The following is a 19,486-nucleotide window of genomic DNA, read 5'->3' as shown; positions in this document are numbered from 1 at the left end:
GTTGACTCAGCATACGCAGGCGGTTATGGTTCGGACAGTGCGCTGCTTTGTGCATTTATTTTGACATTCTTGCCGGGTTTAACAGAGTCATGGACAAAATTGATCATCACCGCCGTAAATGGCTGGCGCTAGGTGGCGCCGCTATGGGCATAGCGCTGCTTCCAGGGCAAGCGTTTGCCAGTATTTCCACCGCTCGACCGCGTATTTTAGTGTTGAATAACCTGAATACCGGTGAATCTATTAAAGCCGAGTTCTTTGACGGCAAAGGTTACAATAAAGAAGAATTGGTGCGGCTAAATCATCTGTTCCGCGATTATCGCGCCAACAAGGTTAAATCGATCGATCCCCGCTTGTTTGATCACCTCTATCGTCTGCAGGGGCTGCTGGGCACCAGCAAGCCGGTGCAGCTGATCTCCGGATACCGTTCCGTAGACACCAACAACGAACTGCGTGCGCATAGCCGCGGCGTGGCCAAGCACAGCTACCACACCAAAGGCCAGGCGATGGATTTCCACATTGAAGGTATCCAATTGAGCAATATCCGCAAAGCGGCGTTAAAAATGCGCGCCGGTGGTGTAGGATATTACCCACGTAGCAACTTCGTACACATCGATACCGGCCCGGTTCGGACCTGGTAATCGCTGTGCCGTCAGTGAATAACGCCGCCCCTTGCGGAAGCGGCGTTATTGTCGTTGGAGCCTTATGAAATACCATCTTATTCCCGTTACCGCCTTTAGCCAGAACTGCAGTCTGATTTGGTGTGAAAACACGCAGCAGGCGGCGTTGGTCGATCCCGGCGGTGAAGCGGAAAAAATCAAAGCGGAAGTCGCGCGGCAGGGGGTGACGGTCACCCAGATTTTGCTGACGCACGGCCATTTGGATCATGTCGGCGCGGCGGCGGAGCTGGCGGACCATTATCAGGTGCCAATCTATGGCCCGGATAAAGAAGACGCGTTTTGGCTGGACGGTTTGCCGGCGCAGAGCCGGATGTTTGGGCTGGAAGAGTGCGCGCCACTGACGCCGACCCGCTGGCTGTCGGAAGGCGATGAGATGCAGGTGGGCGAGATGACGCTCAAGGTGTTGCATTGCCCTGGGCACACGCCGGGCCACATCGTCTTTATCAATGAGCAGGCGCGTTTGGCGCTGGTGGGCGACGTGCTGTTTAACGGCGGCGTGGGGCGCAGCGACTTCCCGCGCGGTGACCATCAGGCGCTGATCGCCTCTATTCGCACCAAACTGCTGCCGTTGGGCGACGACATGCGCTTTATTCCCGGTCACGGCCCGATGTCGACCTTCGGCCACGAGCGCCAGACCAACCCGTTCCTGCGCGAAGAGCCGGCGGTGTGGTAACGATTATTTCCCGGCAGAAATAATCAAGGGCGCATAGAGCGCCCTTTTTTACGATTTATGACCTGCGTCGATGCCTTTAGAGCACGGCGACGATGGCTTCACACAGCGGCGCCATGTTGTCCGGCGTCATGCCGGCCACGTTTACCCGGCCCGAGTTCACGGCGTAGACGCCGAACTCTTCGCGCAGACGCAGCACCTGTTCTTTGGTCAGGCCGCTGAACGAGAACATGCCGTTCTGTTGGATGATGAAGCTGAAGTCCTGCTGCGCGCCTTTCTCCTGCAGGGTGTTCACGAACAGCTGACGCATACGGTGAATACGCTGGCGCATGTCGGTCAGCTCCTGCTCCCACATCGCGCGCAGCGCATCGTTGCCCAGAATGGTGGCGACAACCGCCGCGCCGTGTGACGGCGGGTTGGAGTAGTTGGCGCGAATGGCCGCTTTCACCTGGCTGAAGGCGCGATCGGCGGTTTCGGCATCGGCAGCCACAATGGTGCAAGCGCCGACGCGCTCATTGTACAGGCCGAAGTTTTTCGAGTAGGAGCTGGCAACGATCAGCTCTTGATGTTTGGCGGCGAAAATACGCAGGCCCTGCGCATCTTCTTCCAGACCGTTGGCGAAGCCCTGGTAGGCGAAATCGAACAGCGGCAGCCAGCCATTGGCGACGGAAAGCTCAGCCAGCTGTGCCCACTGTTCCGCCGTTGGATCGATACCGGTCGGGTTATGGCAGCAGCCGTGGAACAGCACCACATCACCGGCCTGTGCCTGTTTCAGGCTGTTCAGCAGGCCGTCAAAGTCCAACGCGTGGTTGGCGGCGTCGTAGTAGGCGTACTCCAGCACTTCCAGGCCCACGGCGCTAAAGACGTTCTTGTGGTTTGGCCAGCTTGGGTTGCTGATCCAGATGCGCTTGGCGCTGGTCTGGTTGGCGATAAAGTCTGCCGCCACGCGCAGGCCGCCGGTGCCGCCGGGCGTCTGTGCGGTACGCGCGCGCCGCGCGGTAACGATCGGGCTCTCTTTGCCGAACAGCAGCTCTTGCGTGCAGCTGGCGAACGCCGGGATGCCTTCAATGCCGAGATAGTTTTTGGTGGTCTCGTTTTCCAGCAGATACTGTTCAGCTTTTTTTACGCTGGTCAGCACTGGCGTTTTGCCAGTTTCGTCTTTATAAACGCCAATCCCTAAATTGATTTTATTCGGGCGGGCGTCGGCGCGGAAAATGTCGGTCAGGCCCAGGATCGGGTCGGCGGGTGCGGCGGTGATTTTTTCAAACATGTCAGGTGCTTCCAAATCTCGGAGTTAAGCAGACAGAAGCATCAGGGTAGCGCCAGTTATCGGCTTTGCCAACCGTTTGCGATAAAAACACCGCGATCTTGTGAACGGGAAGGATTCGACAGAAAAAATGATGGGGAAGGGGAAATCTGCAGGATAAAACGTTACCGGGAGACACAAATAAAAACAGGGCCGAAGCCCTGTTTTTTAACTTAGCCGACGGTAAACCGCCGTTAAGCGAGACAACTTAGAACTGGTATACCAAGCCAACTGCTACAGTATCGTCGGTTGCGACGCCGTTAGCTTTGGTGAACTCGTTGTCATCCAGCAGGTTGATTTTGTAATCAACGTAGGTGGACATGTTTTTGTTGAAGTAGTAGGTGGTACCAACAGAAACATATTTAACCAGGTCAGCGTCGCCGCCGGTGAAGGTTGCGTTGTTTGCTGAACGACCGCGCAGGTTTTTACCTTTAGACTGCAGGTAAGACACTTCTGGACGCAGACCGAAGTCGAACTGGTACTGAGCGGTCACTTCGAAGTTCTGAGTTTTGTTTGCGATGGTGTTATCCGCTTCACCGTAAGGAGTCATGTTGCGGGTTTCCGCATACATTGCTGCCAGGTAAACGTTGTTGGCGTCGTATTTCGCACCTACGGTCCATGCGTCAGCCTTGTCGCCTTCGGCGGTAGAACGATACTGCTGATCGTCGGTACGGTCAGAAGAGGCGTATGCAGCGCCGAAGCTTACGCCTTCGCCGATGTCATAAGTAGAGGAGAGACCCCAGCCGTCGCCGTTTTGTTTCTTCAGCGCGCGGCTGTCGTTCTCGTTTTTACCCTGATACTGAACGGCGAAGTTCAGACCGTCAACCAGACCGAAGAAGTTGTTGTTACGATAGGTCGCAACGCCGTTGGTACGGCCGGTCATGAAGTTGTCGGAGTAGGTGTAGGTATCGCCACCGAACTCTGGCAGCATATCGGTCCAGCCTTCCACGTCATACAGTACGCCGTAGTTACGGCCGTAGTCGAAGGAGCCGTAGTCAGCGAATTTCAGACCGGCGAAGCCCAGACGGGTCTTGGTGCCTTCGGTGCCCTGAGATTCGGCGTGGTTAGCCTGGACGTTGTATTCCCACTGGCCGTAACCGGTCAGTTGGTCAGTAATCTGGGTTTCACCTTTGAAGCCGAAACGAACATAGGTCTGATCGCCGTCATCACCTTTGTTGTCGGAGAAGTAGTGCAGACCGTCAACTTTGCCGTACAGATCCAGCTTGTTGCCGTCTTTGTTGTAGATTTCAGCTGCGTTTGCTGCACCAGCAGCCAACAGAGCCGGGATAACCACTGCAAGAATGTTGCGCTTCATCATTATTACCCTCATTGGTGTTATTCGGACACCTTTGCCACTGCCGCCAATAATTCTTTGGGAACTATTGTTGATAGATTGGTGTCGTCCTGTGTCTGAACGCAGTGTTCCATTCACAGGCGGGTTAATCTAGGACGAAAATGATACCAATGTCCCAATCAGGTTGCAAAAGGAAAGTATGTGTAACCAAATGTAATTATTCGGGAACTTTGTGATGTGCGTCAATATTAAAAAATGCGAAAGGCCAGCGAGGCTGGCCTTTGTTTTGTAACGAAATCGTTTAAAAAACGTTTGATCGTATGAATTAGAAGCTTGCGTTACGTGGTGTGCGTGGGAACGGAATCACATCGCGCACGTTTTGCACGCCGGTGACATAGGCGATTAAACGTTCAAAACCCAGGCCGAAACCGGAATGCGGCACGGTGCCGTAGCGGCGCAGATCGCGATACCACCAGTAGTCTTCTTTATTCAGGCCCATCTCTTCCAGACGTTGATCGAGCATGTCGAGGCGTTCTTCACGCTGCGAACCGCCGATGATTTCACCGATGCCCGGTGCCAGCACGTCCATGGCCGCGACGGTTTTACCGTCTTCGTTCATGCGCATATAGAACGCTTTGATGTCTTTCGGGTAGTTCTTCACCACCACCGGCGCCTGGAAGTGTTTCTCCGCCAGATAACGCTCATGTTCGGAAGAGAGATCGATGCCCCAGGAAACCGGGTTTTCGAAGGTTTGGCCAGAGGCCAGCAGGATCTCAATGGCGTCGGTGTAGTCCACCTGGGCGAAATCGGAAGAGACGAAGCGCTCCAGACGAGAGATTGCGTCTTTATCCACGCGCTCGGCGAAGAATTTCAGATCGTCTGCTCGTTCATCCAGCACCGCCTGGAACACATACTTCAGCATGCTTTCGGCCAGGCCGGCGACATCGTCCAGCGTCGCGAAGGCCACTTCCGGCTCGATCATCCAGAACTCCGCCAGGTGGCGGCTGGTGTTGGAGTTTTCGGCACGGAAGGTTGGGCCGAAGGTGTATACCTTGGACAGCGCACAGGCGTAAGTTTCGCCGTTCAGCTGGCCGGAAACGGTGAGGAAGGCTTCCTTACCGAAGAAGTCCTGGCTGAAATCGACGGCGCCCTTGTCGGTGCGCGGCAGGTTTTCCAGATCCAGCGTGGACACGCGGAACATTTCGCCGGCGCCTTCGGTGTCGGAGGCGGTGATCAGCGGAGTGGACACCCAGAAATAACCATTTTCATGGAAGAAGCGGTGGATCGCCTGCGCCAGGGTATGACGCACGCGCGCCACGGCGCCGATCAGATTGGTGCGCGGGCGCAGGTGGGCCACTTCGCGCAGGTATTCGATGCTGTGGCGTTTGGCCGCCATTGGGTAAGTATCCGGATCGTCGACCCAGCCGACCACGTTGATCGCGGTGGCCTGCAGCTCGAAGCTCTGGCCTTCGCCCGGTGAGGCGACGACCTTGCCGGTAACTTCAACTGAGCAACCGGTGGTCAGGTGCAGCACTTCATCCTGATAATTCGGCAGAGAATTATTAACGACGGCCTGTAACGGATCAAAGCAGGAACCGTCATAGACGGCCAGGAAGGAGATACCAGCTTTTGAATCTCTCCGGGTACGTACCCAGCCGCGTACGGTGACTTCACTGTCAACCGCAGCACGACCTTGCAGTACGTCGACTACAGGCACTACGCTCATAGATTTCTCTCTTTAATAATTTGGTTTAGAAATAGCTTACAACCCAAGAATATGGGGGTAATGGCTATGTTACTTGCCGCGGTGCAGAGCACAAGCAGAAATCATCGGATTGGCGCAACATTTATCGTGGCTGGCTGAAAAGAGGGCGGTCGGGATAAAAACAAAAAAGCCGGCGCCTGAACCGGGCCGGCTTTCTCTCTATATATAGAAGGCTCAGCTGGCTTTCTTCACCAGCGGCAGATCGAAGGCCTTGCGCAGGGCCCTGACGAACGCCTGATCCTGACAAATGGTTTTGCCGGGGCTGTCGGAGAGCTTGGCCACCGGCTTGCCTTTGCACTCGACCAGCTTGATCACGATATTCAGCGGTTTGACGCCGGGAATATCGCAGGTCAGGCGCGTGCCGATGCCGAAGCCGAGATTGATGCGCTGGTAGAAATGGCGATAGAGCGCCAGCGCTTTTTCCAGATCCAGGTTGTCCGAGAACACCAGCGTTTTGCTCATCGGATCGATGCCCAGCTTTTGATAATGGGCAATGGCCTTTTCACCCCACTCGACGGGATCGCCAGAATCGTGGCGCAGCCCCTGATAACGTTCGGCGAACTGCGGGCCGAAGTCGCGCAGGAAGGCATCCATGGTGATACAGTCGGTGAGCGCGATGCCAAGCTGATCCGGGTATTCATCCAACCAGGCTTGCAAGGCGGCGCGCTGGCTGTTGGCCAGCACCGGGCTTATTTGCTGATGCGCCTGGAACCACTCATGCGCCTGAGTGCCGACCGGCGCCAGGCCGAGCTGATGCGCCAGATCGTAATTGCTGGTGCCCGACAGGTACGGGAATTCGGCCTGCAAGGTGCTGACGATGGCCTGTTGCACGCCCTGAGAGAAACGGCGACGGGTGCCGAAGTCCATCAGCTTGAAGCGCGAAAGATCCAGATCGCCTGCCAGCGTCTTGAACTGAGCCAGCTTGGTCTGCAGATGCGCCACCGCCTGTTCCGGCGTCGCCAGCGGAGAGCGCCGACGGTGCACCACTTCGCTGATCACCGCCAGCAACGGCACTTCCCACATGATCACTTCACGCCAGGGGCCGGCGATGCGGATTTGCAGCTTGCCGTCGCGGTTGTCTATGGTGACCTGCTGCGGATCGTAGCGGAACGTTCGCAGCCAGTTCAGGTAATCCTGACGGAAGAAGGGCAGGCCCGAAAGATAAGCGAATTCGGCATCGGTCAGCGCCAGCCGGCTCATCAACGCCACCTGCGCGCGGATCTCGTCGGCATATTCGCCCAGCAGTTCGTCGCCGCGGCAGCGGAATTCCGCCGCCACGCTGATCGCGGGATAGCGATGGAACACTGCTTGCTGCATATGAAGCTTATAAGCATCGGTATCAAGCAGTGATGTCAAAATCGGGGAAGCGTATTGAGTCATAGCGCGTTACAGCATCCTCGTCAGGCGCGTGTCCAAATCCGGATAATCATAAAAGTGGGGGTGGAGTATACCCGGATTATCCTGTTATTGAAGCTGCATCACACCATAAATCACCAAAGCGGGTCGAGGATTAAACGTGCCTTTATGGCGGCCTGATAGCGACGGGGAGGAAAAAAAGCCAGATATGCCTGTAAGGTGAATGACTTAGCCTAATTAGTCATAAAAATTATAATGTTAATTATTTTAAACAGCGAATCAGATATAGCCGGCCTGGGTATGCACGCTGACCCGATCCTTGCCGTTCTTTTTGCAAAAATAGAGCGCTTCGTCCGCCTGTTTGATCGCCGCCTGTAGCGCGGTGAATGCGTTGACCGGCGCAATGCCGCAGCTGGTGGTAAAACGCACTTGCCGTCCATCGGCCAGATTTAGCGTCAGGCGATGAGTGCGGGCGCGCAATTGCTCCATGATGTCCCGCGCGTTGTCCAACGAACAGTTGCCCAGCAGCACCGCGAACTCTTCGCCGCCGTAGCGGCAGAAGATGTCGCTGGCGCGGAACGCGCGTTGCAGCAGGTGGCCGAATGCCACCAGCGCCCGGTCGCCCACGTCGTGGCCATAGCTGTCGTTGAGCTGTTTGAAGTTGTCGATGTCGATCAGGCAAAAGGCCTGCGGGTAGCTGCCGTCGCCCAGCAGCTGACATTCAAGGAAGAATTTACGGCGGTTGTAAATATTGGTAAGCGGATCGAGGAAAGAAGAGGCCTCGAGCTCTTTAATCAGCAGTTGTTTCTCGCTTTCCAGCGAGACCTTGTCCAACTGGTATTGCCTGAGCTGCTGAATGGCGTCGCTGATGGCGATCAATTCCTGGCTGTAGAAGGCGTCGTTGCGATCGATATTTATCTCGCCGCGCGACAGCCGCACGATATTGTTGTGGGTCTTGGTCAGCCAGCGGTTGATGCTGGTGCAGAACACCAGCGCCGGCAAAATGAACAGCAACACCACCAGGCCGGCGAGTGCGATCATGCCGTAAATGGTCGTCTGGCTGTCATAAATCTTGTGGCGCGACGCGAGGGTTTCCAGCTCGAAGCTGCGTTGATACAGCGCCTGCGACAGCCCGCTCACATCGTCGACATAGCGCGAAATAAGCGCGGTGGGGTAGGGCTGATGGGTATCGATAGCGGTGTACAGCCCATGGGTAATCTGCTGGAGGCGCTCGGCGGACACCTGGGTGAGCAATGCATTGACGATGTTGGTGATTTGTCCATCGTCGTAGTTGATCTTCATGAAGATCAATCGGGTGCTCAGCGCGTTCAGCACGCCGGTCAGCTGAATGGACTTCAGGTAGGCGTCTTTGCGAACGAGCGGTCTGACGTTGACGTCGATAATCTGATCGCTCAATTCCGTCAGTGACATATTCAGCCGGTTATTAAGGCGGATGGCCTCGAGAAACATAAAAGAGTCGGTATCCACCATCCGGGTATCGTAGGTGTAGCGGTAATAGCTCTTGCTGGTTTGCGAGATGTAATAGGCGCTGTTGATGTTGAACAGATTGGCGTTGGTGTTATTGACCTGCGAAAGCTGCAGGTTGTCATTATCCAGCAGCTGTTCCATCAGGCTGATCATCGACAGCGCGGCGATTTTTTGCCGAACCCCGAGCTGTCTGGCGACCTCATCGTCCAGATGTTCGCGGATGCGGGTAATTCTTTCGCGCGCCGCCCGATCGGCGGCCAAACATTGCGCTCGGGTGATTTGCGGATCGATCAGGCTCAAGCGTTTGAGGCGGTGCTCCTGCAAGGCAGCCTGAAAGGCTTCGGAGATTTCTTTGGCGCGATCAATTTTGTACAGATTGAGTTGGTTATCGCGGTAGTCGGTATGGGCTTCGAGCAGCTCATCGACGATGAACAGAGAGAAGGAAGTCATCAGGCACAGGGTAAAAAAATAGATTGCGTATTTAATTTTCATAGTGCGAGTCATCCCTGGGCCTGATGCCGCAATTATACCACCATGGCGCCTGCGTCGCCTCAACTATGCCGGCGCCCCCCGGCGGCGGTTTTTTAGCATTAAATGCTGATTTTTATTTAGCCATTGGTTACCTGCGCTATCGCCTGGCGGGCGATTTATGATTTGCCTCTGATTTCTCTCTCGTGGTCGCCCGGCGGCTCTGGGCTTTTCGGCCAGCTGTGATACAGTTTATTCACAATTCAGGCCCAGCGCGCGCCGCAGGGGAACACTCCGGCTGCGGTATGAAGCAGAAGAGCGGCCTGGCACCTATAACTCACCGAGACGTTTAAGGGTTTTTATGACACAACAGCCACAGGCAAAATACCGCCACGATTATCGCGCGCCCGATTACACCACGACCGATATCGATTTGGACTTCAGTCTGGACGCGGAAACCACGCGCGTGACCGCCGTCAGTAAAATCAAACGTCAGGGCGCGGCCGGCGCACCGCTGGTGCTGGATGGCGAAGATCTGACGCTGGTGAGCATTCAGGTCGACGGCCAACCGTGGAGCGCCTACCGCCAGCAGGATAACCAACTGATCATCGAAGCGTTGCCGGCACAATTCACTCTTACCATCGTCAACGACATTCACCCGGCGAAAAACACTGCGCTGGAAGGGCTGTACCTGTCCGGCGATGCGCTGTGCACGCAATGCGAAGCCGAAGGTTTCCACCACATTACCTATTATCAGGATCGCCCGGACGTGCTGGCGCGCTTTACCACTCGCATCGAGGCCGACAAGGCGCGCTATCCGTTCCTGCTGTCGAACGGCAACCGCATCGGCCAGGGCGAATTGGCCGATGGCCGCCACTGGGTGCAATGGCAGGATCCGTTCCCGAAACCTTGCTACCTGTTCGCGCTGGTGGCGGGAGACTTCGACGTGCTGCGCGACAGCTTCACCACCCGTTCCGGCCGTAAGGTCGCGCTGGAGCTGTTCGTCGATCGCGGCAACCTGGATCGCGCCGACTGGGCGATGACGTCGCTGAAGAACTCGATGAAGTGGGACGAGACCCGCTTCGGCCTGGAATACGATCTCGACATTTATATGATTGTGGCGGTCGATTTCTTCAATATGGGCGCGATGGAGAACAAAGGGTTAAACATCTTTAACTCCAAATACGTGCTGGCGAAGGCGGAAACCGCCACCGACAAGGATTACCTGAACATTGAAGCGGTGATCGGCCACGAATACTTCCACAACTGGACCGGTAACCGCGTAACCTGCCGCGACTGGTTCCAGCTCAGCCTGAAAGAGGGGCTGACGGTGTTCCGCGACCAGGAGTTCAGTTCCGATCTGGGATCGCGTTCGGTCAACCGCATCGACAACGTGCGCGTGATGCGCGGCGCGCAGTTCGCCGAAGACGCCAGCCCGATGGCGCACGCCATCCGCCCGGACAAAGTGATCGAGATGAACAACTTCTACACCCTGACGGTGTATGAAAAGGGTTCCGAAGTGATCCGCATGATGCACACCTTGCTGGGGGAGGAGAACTTCCAGAAAGGGATGCAGCTCTATTTCGAACGCCACGACGGCAGCGCCGCCACCTGCGACGATTTCGTGCAGGCGATGGAGGACGCGTCCAACGTCGATCTGTCGCGTTTCCGCCGTTGGTATAGCCAGTCCGGCACGCCGCTGTTGACGGTTCGCGACGATTACGACGCGGAAACCCAGCAGTATCGCCTGCATGTCAGCCAGCAAACCGCGCCGACCGCCGATCAGCCGGAGAAATTGCCGCTGCATATCCCGCTGGATATCGAACTGTACGACAGTGAAGGCAACGTCATTCCATTGCAAAAGGGCGGCCTGCCGGTCAATAACGTGCTGAACGTCACCGAAGCGGAGCAAACCTTCGTGTTCGACGGCGTGGCGCATAAGCCGGTGCCGTCGCTGCTGCGCGAATTCTCCGCGCCGGTGAAGCTGGACTATCCGTACAGCGATCAGCAGCTGACCTTCCTGATGCAGCACGCGCGCAATGAATTTGCGCGTTGGGATGCGGCGCAGAGCCTGCTGGCGACCTATATCAAGCTGAACGTGGCGCGGCACCAGCAGAAGCAGCCGCTGTCGCTGCCGCTGCACGTGGCCGATGCGTTCCGCGCAGTGCTGCTGGACGAAAAACTGGATCCGGCGCTGGCGGCGCAGATCCTGACGTTGCCGTCGGAGAACGAAATCGCCGAGCTGTTCGCCACCATCGATCCGGAAGCGATCGCCGCGGTGCATGAAGCGATCGTTCGCTGCCTGGCGCGGGAGCTGGCCGATGAGTGGCTGGCGGTATATCACGCCAACAAGACCGACGGCTACCGCGTGGAGCACGCCGAGATCGCCAAGCGCGCCTTGCGTAATGTGTGCCTGGGCTATCTGGCGTTCGGCGAAGATGTGGCGCTGGCGGACCAACTGGTAAGCGAACAGTATCGCCAGGCAGACAACATGACCGACTCGCTGGCGGCGCTGTCTGCTGCGGTCGCGGCCCAGCTGCCGTGCCGCGATGCGCTGCTGGCGGCGTTCGACGAGCGCTGGCATCAGGATGGCCTGGTGATGGATAAATGGTTCGTGCTGCAGGGCAGCAGCCCGGCGGCAGACGTGCTGAGCAAGGTGCGCGCGCTGCTGCAACACCGTTCGTTCAGCCTGAGCAACCCGAACCGCACCCGTTCGCTGATCGGCGGCTTCGCTTCCGGCAACCCGGCGGCGTTCCATGCCGCGGACGGCAGCGGCTATCAGTTCCTGGCGGAGATCCTCAGCGATCTCAACCAGCGCAACCCGCAGATCGCCGCGCGCCTGATTGAACCGCTGATTCGCCTGAAGCGTTACGACGCGGGCCGCCAGGCGCTGATGCGCAAGGCGCTGGAACAGCTGAAAGGATTGGAAAACCTGTCCGGCGATCTGTACGAGAAGATCAGCAAGGCGCTCGACGCCTGATCTTTTCGCGCTGGATAGATCAAGGGACGGCCTGCGCCGTCCCTTTTTTCATCCCTTCAATTCGCCGCCCGACGGCCGCTGGCCGCTGTGGCCGGCGGTGATAACACCCGCTCCAGCACTTCGGCCTCCAGTTCCGCCAGCCGGGCGGAACCTTTGCGGCGCGGCCGCGGCAGATCGAGAGTCAGATCCAGCCCGATGCGGCCCTCTTCAATCAGGATCACCCGATCCGCCAGCGCGATGGCTTCGCTGACGTCGTGCGTGACCAGCAGTACGGTAAAACCGTGCTGTTGCCACAGCGTTTCTATCAGCCCCTGCATCTCGATGCGCGTCAGGGCATCCAACGCACCGAGCGGTTCATCCAGCAGCAGCAGGCGAGGGCGGTGGATCAGCGCGCGCGCCAGGGCGACCCGCTGCTTTTGCCCGCCGGACAGCGCCGCCGGCCAGTCTCGGGCGCGATCCGCCAAGCCGACCGCGTCCAGCGCCTGCAGCGCCGCATCGCGCCACTGGCCGCGCAGCCCCAGACCCACGTTGTCGATCACCGTTTTCCACGGCAGCAGGCGCGCATCCTGAAACATCAGCCGGGTATCCTCTTTAGCGGCGGCAAGCGGCGCGTTGCCGCTGAGCAGCGCGCCGCTGCTGGGTTGTTCCAGGCCGGCCAACAGGCGAAGCAGGGTGCTCTTGCCGCAGCCGCTGCGGCCGACCACCGCCACGAACTGCCCGGCGGAAATGCGCAGCTGAATATTGTCCAGCACGGTGCGGTTGCCGTAACCTTTGCCGATGGACTCCAGCGTCACCGGCGTGCCTTGCGCAAGGCGAGCGGGAAGGGTCATAGCGCTTCTCCCTGTTTCAGTTGATAGGCCGGATGCCAGCGCAACCAGACGCGCTCCAGCAGTTGCGCGCCCACGTCCGCCAGCTTGCCGAGCAGGGCGTACAGCACGATCGCCACCACCACCACGTCGGTTTGCAGGAATTCACGCGCGTTCATCGCCAGGTAGCCGATGCCCGAATTGGCCGAAATGGTTTCGGCGACGATCAGCGTCAGCCACATGAAGCCGAGAGCGAAACGCACGCCGACCATAATCGACGGCAGCGCGCCCGGCAGCACCACTTGCGTAAACAGGCGGAAACCGCTCAGGCCGTAGCTGCGGGCCATCTCCAACAGGCCGCGATCGATGTTCTTGATGCCGTGATAGGTATTGAGATAAATCGGGAATAGCGTACCGAGCGCCACCAGAAAGATCTTGGCGGATTCATCGATGCCGAACCACAGGATCACCAGCGGGATCAGCGCCAGGTGCGGCACGTTGCGGATCATTTGCACCGAGCTGTCCAGCAGGCGTTCGCCCCAGCGCGACAGCCCGGTAATAAAGCCGAGGATCAGCCCGATGCTGCCGCCGATGGCAAAGCCGATCAGCGCGCGCTGGCTGCTGATGCTCAGGTGCTGCCACAGTTCGCCGCTTTGGCTCAGGCTCCAGAAGGCGGCCAGCACCGCGCTCGGCGCCGGCAAAATGCGGTTGGACAGCCAGCCGGTTTCTACGGCGATCTGCCAGAGGATCACCAGCGCCAGCGGCAGCGCCCAGGGGGCCAGCCGATACAGGATGCGTTGCGCGTTCTTTGCCATCGGGGCGCTCCTCAGCTCTGCGACACTTTTTGCGGAACATAAATGTTGGCCACCACTTCGCCCTGCGGGCGCACCGGCTGAAGGCGCGCGGGCGTTTCCTCCTGCGCCAGATCGAGGTGCGGGAACAGCAGTTCGCCGACGCGGTAGGCCTCTTCCAGATGCGGATAGCCGGAGAGAATAAAGGTGTCGATGCCCAGATCGGCATATTCCTGCATGCGCGCCGCGACCGTCGGGCCATCGCCCACCAGCGCGGTGCCGGCGCCGCCGCGCACCAGGCCGATGCCGGCCCACAGGTTCGGGCTGATCTCCAGGTTGTCCTTCTTGCCGCCGTGCAGCGCCGCCATGCGCCGTTGGCCGACGGAATCGAAGCGCGCAAAAGCCTGCTGCGCGTCGGCGATGGTTTCCTCATCGAGGTGGGCGATCAGCCGATCGGCGGCGCGCCAGGCCTCTTCGGTGGTTTCCCGCACGATGACATGCAGGCGGATACCGAAGCGTACCTGGCGGCCTTTCGCCGCCGCTTTGGCGCGCACCTCTTCGATTTTCTCTTTAACCTGCGCCGGCGGCTCTCCCCAGGTGAGATACATTTCTACCTGTTCGGCGGCCAGATCCTGCGCGGCGGCGGAGGATCCGCCGAAATAGAGCGGCGGGCGCGGCTGCTGCACCGGCGGGAACAGCAGTTTGGCGCCTTTCACCTGAATGTGCTTGCCGTCGAAATCGACGGTTTCGCCTTCCAGCACCCGGCGCCAGATGTGGGTGAACTCGGTTGAGGCTTCGTAGCGCTCTTCATGATTGAGATGCAACCCCTCCGCCGCCAGCTCTTCCGGATCGCCACCGGTGACCAGATTGAACAGCGCGCGCCCGTTGGACAGGCGATCCAGCGTCGCCGCCTGGCGCGCCGCCAGCGTAGGGGAGATGATGCCCGGCCGCAGCGCGACCAAAAACTTCAGCCGCTGGGTGACCGGGATCAGCGAGGCGGCCACCAGCCAGGAGTCTTCGCACGAGCGGCCGGTGGGGATCAATACGCCGCCGAATCCCAGCCGATCCGCCGCCTGGGCGATCTGCTGCAAGTAACCGTGATCGACGCTGCGCGCCCCCTGTGCGCTGCCGAGATAGTGGCCATCGCCGTGGGTGGGTAAAAACCAGAAAACGTTCAGGCTCATCGTCAATGTTCTCCCATTGTTTATTGCGCGCTTGGGCGCCAGATGCGTTGCGAGATGTCGACCTTCACCGGCACCAGCCGGTTGGCGTAAAACAGGTCGGCGGTTTGCTGCTGCGCGGCGATCGTCTGCGCATCGAGCGGTGTGATGGCGGTCGGCGGGCGGTGATCCAGATAGCTGGCGATCACCGGCTCCGGCAGCCCCATGGCGTTGGCCAGCAGGGTCACGCTTTGCGCCCGGTCGCTGCGGGTGAGCGCATCGGCCTGGGTCAGCACGGTCAGAACCTGGCTGATAAAGCTGCCGTTGGCTTCGGCGTAGGGGCGCGCCGCCAGATAGAAGGAACCGGTCTGGTTCAGATCGGTGCCGTCGCCGAGCACCCGTACGCCGCCCTGCAGCAGCGCGGCGGAATAATAAGGATCCCAGATGGCCCAGGCATCGACGTTGCCCTGCTGGAAGGCGGCGCGCGCATCGGCGGGGGTCAGATAGGCAGGCTGGATATCCGTAAATTTCAGGCCGGCCTTTTGCAGCGATCGCAGCAGCAGGTTGTGCGAGCTGGATCCTTTCTGGAAAGCGACCTTATGGCCTTTCAGATCGGCGACGGTTTTGATCGGGCTGTTTTCCGGCACCAGGATCACTTCCGCCTTTGGTTTGGGCGGCTCAACGCCGACATACAGCAGGTCCGCGCCAGCGGCCTGCGCGAAGATCGGCGGAATATCGCCGGTGCTGCCCAGATCGATGCTGCCGACGTTCAAGGCCTCGAGCATTTGCGGGCCGGCGGGAAACTCGATCCAGCTGATGCGGGTGGCGGGGAAACGTTCCTCCAGCAACCGGTGGCTCTTCGCCAGCACCAGGCTGACCGATCCTTTTTGGTAGCCGATGCGGAACTGCGCCGGATCCTGCGCGGCGGCGGCAGTGGACCAGACCAGCGATAGCAGGCCGGTGAGGGTAGCGGCGCTCAGCCAGCGCCGTAAAACGATGTGTTTTTTCATTCAGGCTCTCCTTTTCCAGGCCTTTCAGGCAGTCTGTCGCGCCGCCAGCGGCGAGGCGACGCGCAGCGCGGGCGGTTTGCGGCGGCCAAGCGCCAGATAGAAACTGGCCAGCGCCTCTTCCAGCCGGGCGGCGACGGCGTCGGTGAGCGTGGCGCCTTCGCCGGCCAGTTGGATCTGGCTGTCGTCGGCGAACACGCCGTGCAGCACCTCTTGCGCTTTCAGCGCCGCCAGCACCGGTTTCAGCGCGTAGTCCACCGCCAGCATGTGGCCGATCGAACCGCCGGTCGCCAGCGGCAGCACCACCTTATGATCCAGCGCGCGTTCCGGCAGCAGATCCAGCAGGGTTTTCAGCGCGCCGGAGAACGACGCTTTATAAACCGGCGTGGAAATCAGCAGGCCGTCGGCCTGCGCCAGCTGCTCGGCAAACGCCTTGATCGCCGGGCTGTTGAAGTTGGCGTACAGCAGGTCTTCGGCATCGAAGTCGTGCAGGGTATAAGCCGTCACTTCCGCTCCTTGCTGCCGCAGCCAGTTCTGACTCAGCGCGAGCAGCGCGGCGGAACGTGATGGGATGCGTGGGCTGCCGGCCAGTGATATAACGCGCATTGCCACTCCTTATAACTAAAAGTTAGGTTTAATTAGAAAATAAAAAAGAAGTGTTTTAAACCTACCAGCAACCGGGCGCGTTTTTTAAATCTCATTTTTTGATTTCGATATGCGCAAAAGCGGATTGGCGCCGATTTGGCGGTGAAGAGAGAAAACGATTGCGTAAAAACGGCTTTTTTTGCCTTTAATCAATTCCAATTGGGCGGGGGATACCGGATAATACGCCCCCGGTTTGCAACCGGGAAATCAGGAGAGTCCATGTACTACCCCCTCATCAGGAAAGCGTTGTTCCAGCTCGATCCCGAGCGCGCGCACGAAGTGACCTTTCGTCAGCTCAGCCGTATTGCCGGCACCCCATTAGCGTTTCTTGTCCGTCAGTCCGTGCCGACCAAACCGGTCAGCTGCATGGGGCTGTCGTTCAAAAACCCGCTGGGATTGGCCGCCGGTCTGGATAAAAACGGCGAATGCATCGATGCGTTCGGCGCGATGGGCTTCGGCCATGTGGAAGTCGGCACCGTGACGCCACGCCCGCAACCGGGCAACGACAAGCCGCGCTTGTTCCGCGTGGTTGAGGCGGAAGGCCTGATCAACCGCATGGGGTTCAATAACCATGGCGTGGACAATCTGGTTGAAAACGTTAAGAAATCCCATTTCGGCGGCATTCTTGGGATCAATATCGGCAAGAATAAAGACACCCCGGTCGAGCAGGGTAAAGACGATTATTTGATCTGCATGGATAAAGTTTATCCGTATGCCGGTTATATCGCGATTAACATCTCTTCGCCGAATACGCCGGGGTTACGATCCTTACAGTATGGCGAAGCGCTGGACGATCTTTTAGCTGCGATTAAAAATAAGCAGCAGGAATTACATGCGCGCCATCACAAATATGTGCCGGTGGCGGTAAAGATCGCGCCGGATCTTTCAGAAGAAGAATTGATCCAAATTGCCGATAGCCTGGTGCGGCATAATATCGATGGCGTGATCGCCACCAATACCACTTTGGATCGAAAATTGATCCAGGGGTTAAATTACTGCGAACAAGCGGGCGGGTTAAGTGGGCGTCCGTTACAATCACGCAGCACGGAAGTGATCCGTCGTCTTTCCACCGAACTTCAAGGGCGCCTGCCGATTATCGGCGTGGGCGGCATCGATTCGCTGACGGCGGCGCGCGAAAAAATGGAGGCCGGCGCGAGCCTGCTGCAAATTTATTCCGGATTTATCTATCACGGCCCGCGTTTGATTAAAGATATCGTTACCCATATCTAATATTTTTCCTCTCATTTTATTCCGGGGGTTTATTTCTGCCCCCGGCTCGTCTATATTTTGTTCGTTAGCATAAATATCGTTCGCGGAATTATCCGATGTTTAAGCTATTTTATCGGTGATAAAATCGCCTTTTAGGGTGAGTGCGGCGTTGGCATAGGCAGCGAGAAGGATACGAAATGAAGATAAAACCTGACGATAATTGGCGTTGGTATTTTGATGCCGAACACGATCGGCTAATGCTGGATTTAGCTAATGGTATGATCTTCCGTTCACGTTTCCCGGCCAAAATGTTAACGCCGGACGCCTTCGATGAATGCGCTTTTTGCGTGGATGACGCCGCCCTTTATTTCACCTATGAAGAACAGTGCAAGCAGATCAAACTCAGCCATGAGCAGCGCGCCGAGCTGGTGTTGAATGCGCTGGTCGCCTACCGCTTCCTGAAACCGCTGATGCCGAAGAGCTGGCATTTCTCGCAGCAGCATTACCCGCTGCAGCCGAAAAACGGCGAGCTGGCGGCGGTGAAGGTGATGGAAAGCGGCGTGGAAGCGCGCTTGCTGGTGGTGGAGGCCGGGGATAACGCCAGCCTGTGCCTGCTGGCGCAAAATCAACTGACGGTCGCCGGCCGCACCATGGTATTGGGCGACGCCATCAAGGTGATGCACGATCGGCTGAAACCCTGCGCGCAGGATGAAAGCGCCGCCCCGGCTTACGACAGGGCGGTATAAGGCGGATTACGCCAACGTCAAATCACTTTTTGGGATACAGCTGCAGCACAGGATGGTGCCGTTGTCGCCCAGCGCGCTTTTCTTCAGCGGCGCGACCTCACCGCTCAACAACGTAATGCGGCAGCTGCCGCAAATCCCGGCGCGGCAGGAGTAAGGCACGCGAATGCCTTGCTGTTCCAGCTGTTCGAGCAGGATCTGCTGGTTGTTGCCGGTAAACACCTTTCCTTCATATTCGATAGTGACGCTGTGCTCGCTGTCTTGCGGCGCCTGCACGCTCGCCACCACTTTGCCGGCGCCATAAGGGCGCGGCGGCTTGGTCGACAGCACTTCCACCGTATCGCCCACGCGGATGATGCCGCTGCTGCGCGCGATCATGTTCTGGCCGAAATCGATATCACCGTTGTCGGCGGAGCGGAATTTTTGCAGCGTACTCAGCGGTTCGCCGCTCGGGTGCTTGCGGCCGCGCTCGGTGCTGACGGTGGTGAGCACGCAGCGGCTGCAGGGTTTCACCAGATCGAACATCACCTCGCCAACGCGGATCACCTGCCAACCGTCTTCAGCCCAGGCGGCTGCGCCGCTCACCACCAGATTGGGGCGGAACTGCTCCAGCTTGATGCTGCCGGGGCAACGCCGCTGCAGATCGTTGAACGAAGCCTGGTTAATCAGCAGATAAGGGTAGCCATCGGCAAACGTCAGCGGGATCTCGGGGTGTTTCTTCACCCGGCGGGTCAACTCCGGCCCCAGCCAGCGCAGCTGAACGTCGCGCTGGAAATAGCCGCTCAGCCAGCGGTTGATCTCATCCGGCGCGATCAGTGCGGTGAAATGATTGCCCCACACCTCGGTCGGCTGCGGCGCGGCGGCGAAGTCGCTGAAGCGAATGGCGGCGCTTTCGCCGTCCGGCGCGCTCAGGAACAGCCCGTCCGGCAGCAGCGCCGGCGTGAACAGCACCATCTGTGGGTATTGGCGCGCGGTAATAAAGGTGCCATCCGGCTCGGTGATCATAAAGTTGCGGTCGAAGGCCAGACCGCTGCTGCCGACCTGGGCGTAAGAAAGCTGCAGACCGCGCAGTGATTTAACCGGATGGACGTAGAGTCTGGAAAGCGTGATCACCCTCATCT

16 protein-coding genes are annotated in these 19,486 nt (G+C 58.5%); 5 read left to right on the top strand and 11 right to left on the bottom strand.

Features of this window, described 5'->3' with window-relative positions; all coding sequences use genetic code 11:
• Positions 1-89 precede the first annotated feature (89 nt).
• Positions 90-638, top strand: a complete 549-nt coding sequence (locus tag REA38_RS03210) for a YcbK family protein (RefSeq protein ID WP_033637866.1) — start codon at positions 90-92, stop codon at positions 636-638.
• 64 nt (positions 639-702) lie between these two features.
• Positions 703-1,350 (top strand): MBL fold metallo-hydrolase, encoded by a 648-nt coding sequence (locus REA38_RS03205; RefSeq protein ID WP_033646596.1) that lies wholly within the window; start codon positions 703-705, stop codon positions 1,348-1,350.
• Between the two features lie 76 nt (positions 1,351-1,426).
• Here REA38_RS03205 and REA38_RS03200 read toward each other — a convergent pair whose 3' ends face one another.
• From REA38_RS03200 to REA38_RS03180, 5 genes are all read right to left on the bottom strand, one after another.
• On the bottom strand, positions 1,427-2,617 hold the full coding sequence (locus REA38_RS03200) for an amino acid aminotransferase (RefSeq protein ID WP_033637868.1): 1,191 nt from the start codon (positions 2,615-2,617) through the stop codon (positions 1,427-1,429).
• Positions 2,618-2,861: 244 nt separating this feature from the next.
• Positions 2,862-3,971, bottom strand: a complete 1,110-nt coding sequence (gene ompC / locus REA38_RS03195; protein WP_060419709.1) for a porin OmpC — start codon at positions 3,969-3,971, stop codon at positions 2,862-2,864.
• A gap of 301 nt (positions 3,972-4,272) precedes the next feature.
• Positions 4,273-5,673 carry an asparagine--tRNA ligase gene (asnS, locus tag REA38_RS03190; protein WP_033637870.1) on the bottom strand — a complete coding sequence of 467 codons (1,401 nt, stop codon included), beginning with the start codon at positions 5,671-5,673 and terminating at the stop codon, positions 4,273-4,275.
• A gap of 213 nt (positions 5,674-5,886) precedes the next feature.
• Complete coding sequence (pncB, locus tag REA38_RS03185; RefSeq protein ID WP_049213672.1) at positions 5,887-7,092, bottom strand: nicotinate phosphoribosyltransferase; 1,206 nt, start codon at positions 7,090-7,092, stop codon at positions 5,887-5,889.
• Between the two features lie 255 nt (positions 7,093-7,347).
• Entirely contained in the window at positions 7,348-9,048 is a 1,701-nt protein-coding gene (locus REA38_RS03180) for a GGDEF domain-containing protein (RefSeq protein WP_308884969.1), read from the bottom strand.
• Between the two features lie 337 nt (positions 9,049-9,385).
• Here REA38_RS03180 and pepN point away from each other — a divergent pair, with 337 nt between their 5' ends.
• Complete coding sequence (gene pepN / locus REA38_RS03175; RefSeq protein WP_033646587.1) at positions 9,386-12,004, top strand: aminopeptidase N; 2,619 nt, start codon at positions 9,386-9,388, stop codon at positions 12,002-12,004.
• Positions 12,005-12,060: 56 nt separating this feature from the next.
• Here the strand turns inward: pepN and ssuB are convergent, their stop codons facing one another.
• Genes ssuB through ssuE form a run of 5 tightly spaced genes read right to left on the bottom strand, consistent with a single transcriptional unit; the run spans position 12,061 to position 16,374 of the window.
• Positions 12,061-12,834 (bottom strand): aliphatic sulfonates ABC transporter ATP-binding protein, encoded by a 774-nt coding sequence (ssuB, locus tag REA38_RS03170; RefSeq protein ID WP_033637874.1) that lies wholly within the window; start codon positions 12,832-12,834, stop codon positions 12,061-12,063.
• A complete protein-coding gene (ssuC, locus tag REA38_RS03165) occupies positions 12,831-13,625 on the bottom strand; it encodes an aliphatic sulfonate ABC transporter permease SsuC (protein ID WP_033646585.1) in 795 nt (264 codons plus the stop codon). The genes ssuB and ssuC overlap by 4 nt, the downstream gene beginning before the upstream one ends.
• Before the next feature lie 11 nt (positions 13,626-13,636).
• On the bottom strand, positions 13,637-14,785 hold the full coding sequence (gene ssuD / locus REA38_RS03160) for an FMNH2-dependent alkanesulfonate monooxygenase (protein ID WP_033646584.1): 1,149 nt from the start codon (positions 14,783-14,785) through the stop codon (positions 13,637-13,639).
• Between the two features lie 20 nt (positions 14,786-14,805).
• Complete coding sequence (locus REA38_RS03155; protein WP_308884964.1) at positions 14,806-15,771, bottom strand: sulfonate ABC transporter substrate-binding protein; 966 nt, start codon at positions 15,769-15,771, stop codon at positions 14,806-14,808.
• 24 nt (positions 15,772-15,795) lie between these two features.
• Positions 15,796-16,374 carry an NADPH-dependent FMN reductase gene (gene ssuE, locus REA38_RS03150; RefSeq protein WP_151265009.1) on the bottom strand — a complete coding sequence of 193 codons (579 nt, stop codon included), beginning with the start codon at positions 16,372-16,374 and terminating at the stop codon, positions 15,796-15,798.
• Positions 16,375-16,632: 258 nt separating this feature from the next.
• Here ssuE and pyrD point away from each other — a divergent pair, with 258 nt between their 5' ends.
• Both pyrD and REA38_RS03140 read left to right on the top strand, forming a co-directional pair.
• A complete protein-coding gene (gene pyrD, locus REA38_RS03145) occupies positions 16,633-17,643 on the top strand; it encodes a quinone-dependent dihydroorotate dehydrogenase (protein ID WP_047568298.1) in 1,011 nt (336 codons plus the stop codon).
• Positions 17,644-17,819: 176 nt separating this feature from the next.
• Positions 17,820-18,368 carry a cell division protein ZapC gene (locus REA38_RS03140; RefSeq protein WP_033637882.1) on the top strand — a complete coding sequence of 183 codons (549 nt, stop codon included), beginning with the start codon at positions 17,820-17,822 and terminating at the stop codon, positions 18,366-18,368.
• A 6-nt stretch (positions 18,369-18,374) separates the two neighbouring features.
• Here the strand turns inward: REA38_RS03140 and REA38_RS03135 are convergent, their stop codons facing one another.
• The gene (locus REA38_RS03135; protein WP_308884961.1) at positions 18,375-19,478 is read right to left on the bottom strand and encodes a YcbX family protein; all 1,104 of its coding nucleotides are present in this window, start codon (positions 19,476-19,478) and stop codon (positions 18,375-18,377) included.
• Positions 19,479-19,486 lie beyond the last annotated feature (8 nt).

It is taken from the genome of Serratia sp. MF1(2023), from assembly GCF_030954545.1.
In the GTDB taxonomy this organism is placed as follows: Bacteria; Pseudomonadota; Gammaproteobacteria; order Enterobacterales; family Enterobacteriaceae; genus Serratia; species Serratia sarumanii.
The sequence above is the reverse complement of the archived record's forward strand: the minus strand, read 5'-3'. Positions and strand labels throughout refer to the sequence as shown.

Bases quoted from the DNA above. Each gene is read 5' to 3' on its own strand.
- REA38_RS03200 (WP_033637868.1), bottom strand. From the start codon at position 2,617: ATGTTTGAAAAAATCACCGCCGCACCCGCCGACCCGATCCTGGGCCTG.
- REA38_RS03180 (WP_308884969.1), bottom strand. From the start codon at position 9,048: ATGAAAATTAAATACGCAATCTATTTTTTTACCCTGTGCCTGATGACT.
- ompC (WP_060419709.1), bottom strand. From the start codon at position 3,971: ATGATGAAGCGCAACATTCTTGCAGTGGTTATCCCGGCTCTGTTGGCT.
- asnS (WP_033637870.1), bottom strand. From the start codon at position 5,673: ATGAGCGTAGTGCCTGTAGTCGACGTACTGCAAGGTCGTGCTGCGGTT.
- REA38_RS03210 (WP_033637866.1), top strand. From the start codon at position 90: ATGGACAAAATTGATCATCACCGCCGTAAATGGCTGGCGCTAGGTGGC.
- pyrD (WP_047568298.1), top strand. From the start codon at position 16,633: ATGTACTACCCCCTCATCAGGAAAGCGTTGTTCCAGCTCGATCCCGAG.
- REA38_RS03155 (WP_308884964.1), bottom strand. From the start codon at position 15,771: ATGAAAAAACACATCGTTTTACGGCGCTGGCTGAGCGCCGCTACCCTC.
- ssuC (WP_033646585.1), bottom strand. From the start codon at position 13,625: ATGGCAAAGAACGCGCAACGCATCCTGTATCGGCTGGCCCCCTGGGCG.
- pncB (WP_049213672.1), bottom strand. From the start codon at position 7,092: ATGACTCAATACGCTTCCCCGATTTTGACATCACTGCTTGATACCGAT.
- REA38_RS03140 (WP_033637882.1), top strand. From the start codon at position 17,820: ATGAAGATAAAACCTGACGATAATTGGCGTTGGTATTTTGATGCCGAA.
- ssuD (WP_033646584.1), bottom strand. From the start codon at position 14,785: ATGAGCCTGAACGTTTTCTGGTTTTTACCCACCCACGGCGATGGCCAC.
- REA38_RS03205 (WP_033646596.1), top strand. From the start codon at position 703: ATGAAATACCATCTTATTCCCGTTACCGCCTTTAGCCAGAACTGCAGT.
- ssuB (WP_033637874.1), bottom strand. From the start codon at position 12,834: ATGACCCTTCCCGCTCGCCTTGCGCAAGGCACGCCGGTGACGCTGGAG.
- ssuE (WP_151265009.1), bottom strand. From the start codon at position 16,374: ATGCGCGTTATATCACTGGCCGGCAGCCCACGCATCCCATCACGTTCC.
- pepN (WP_033646587.1), top strand. From the start codon at position 9,386: ATGACACAACAGCCACAGGCAAAATACCGCCACGATTATCGCGCGCCC.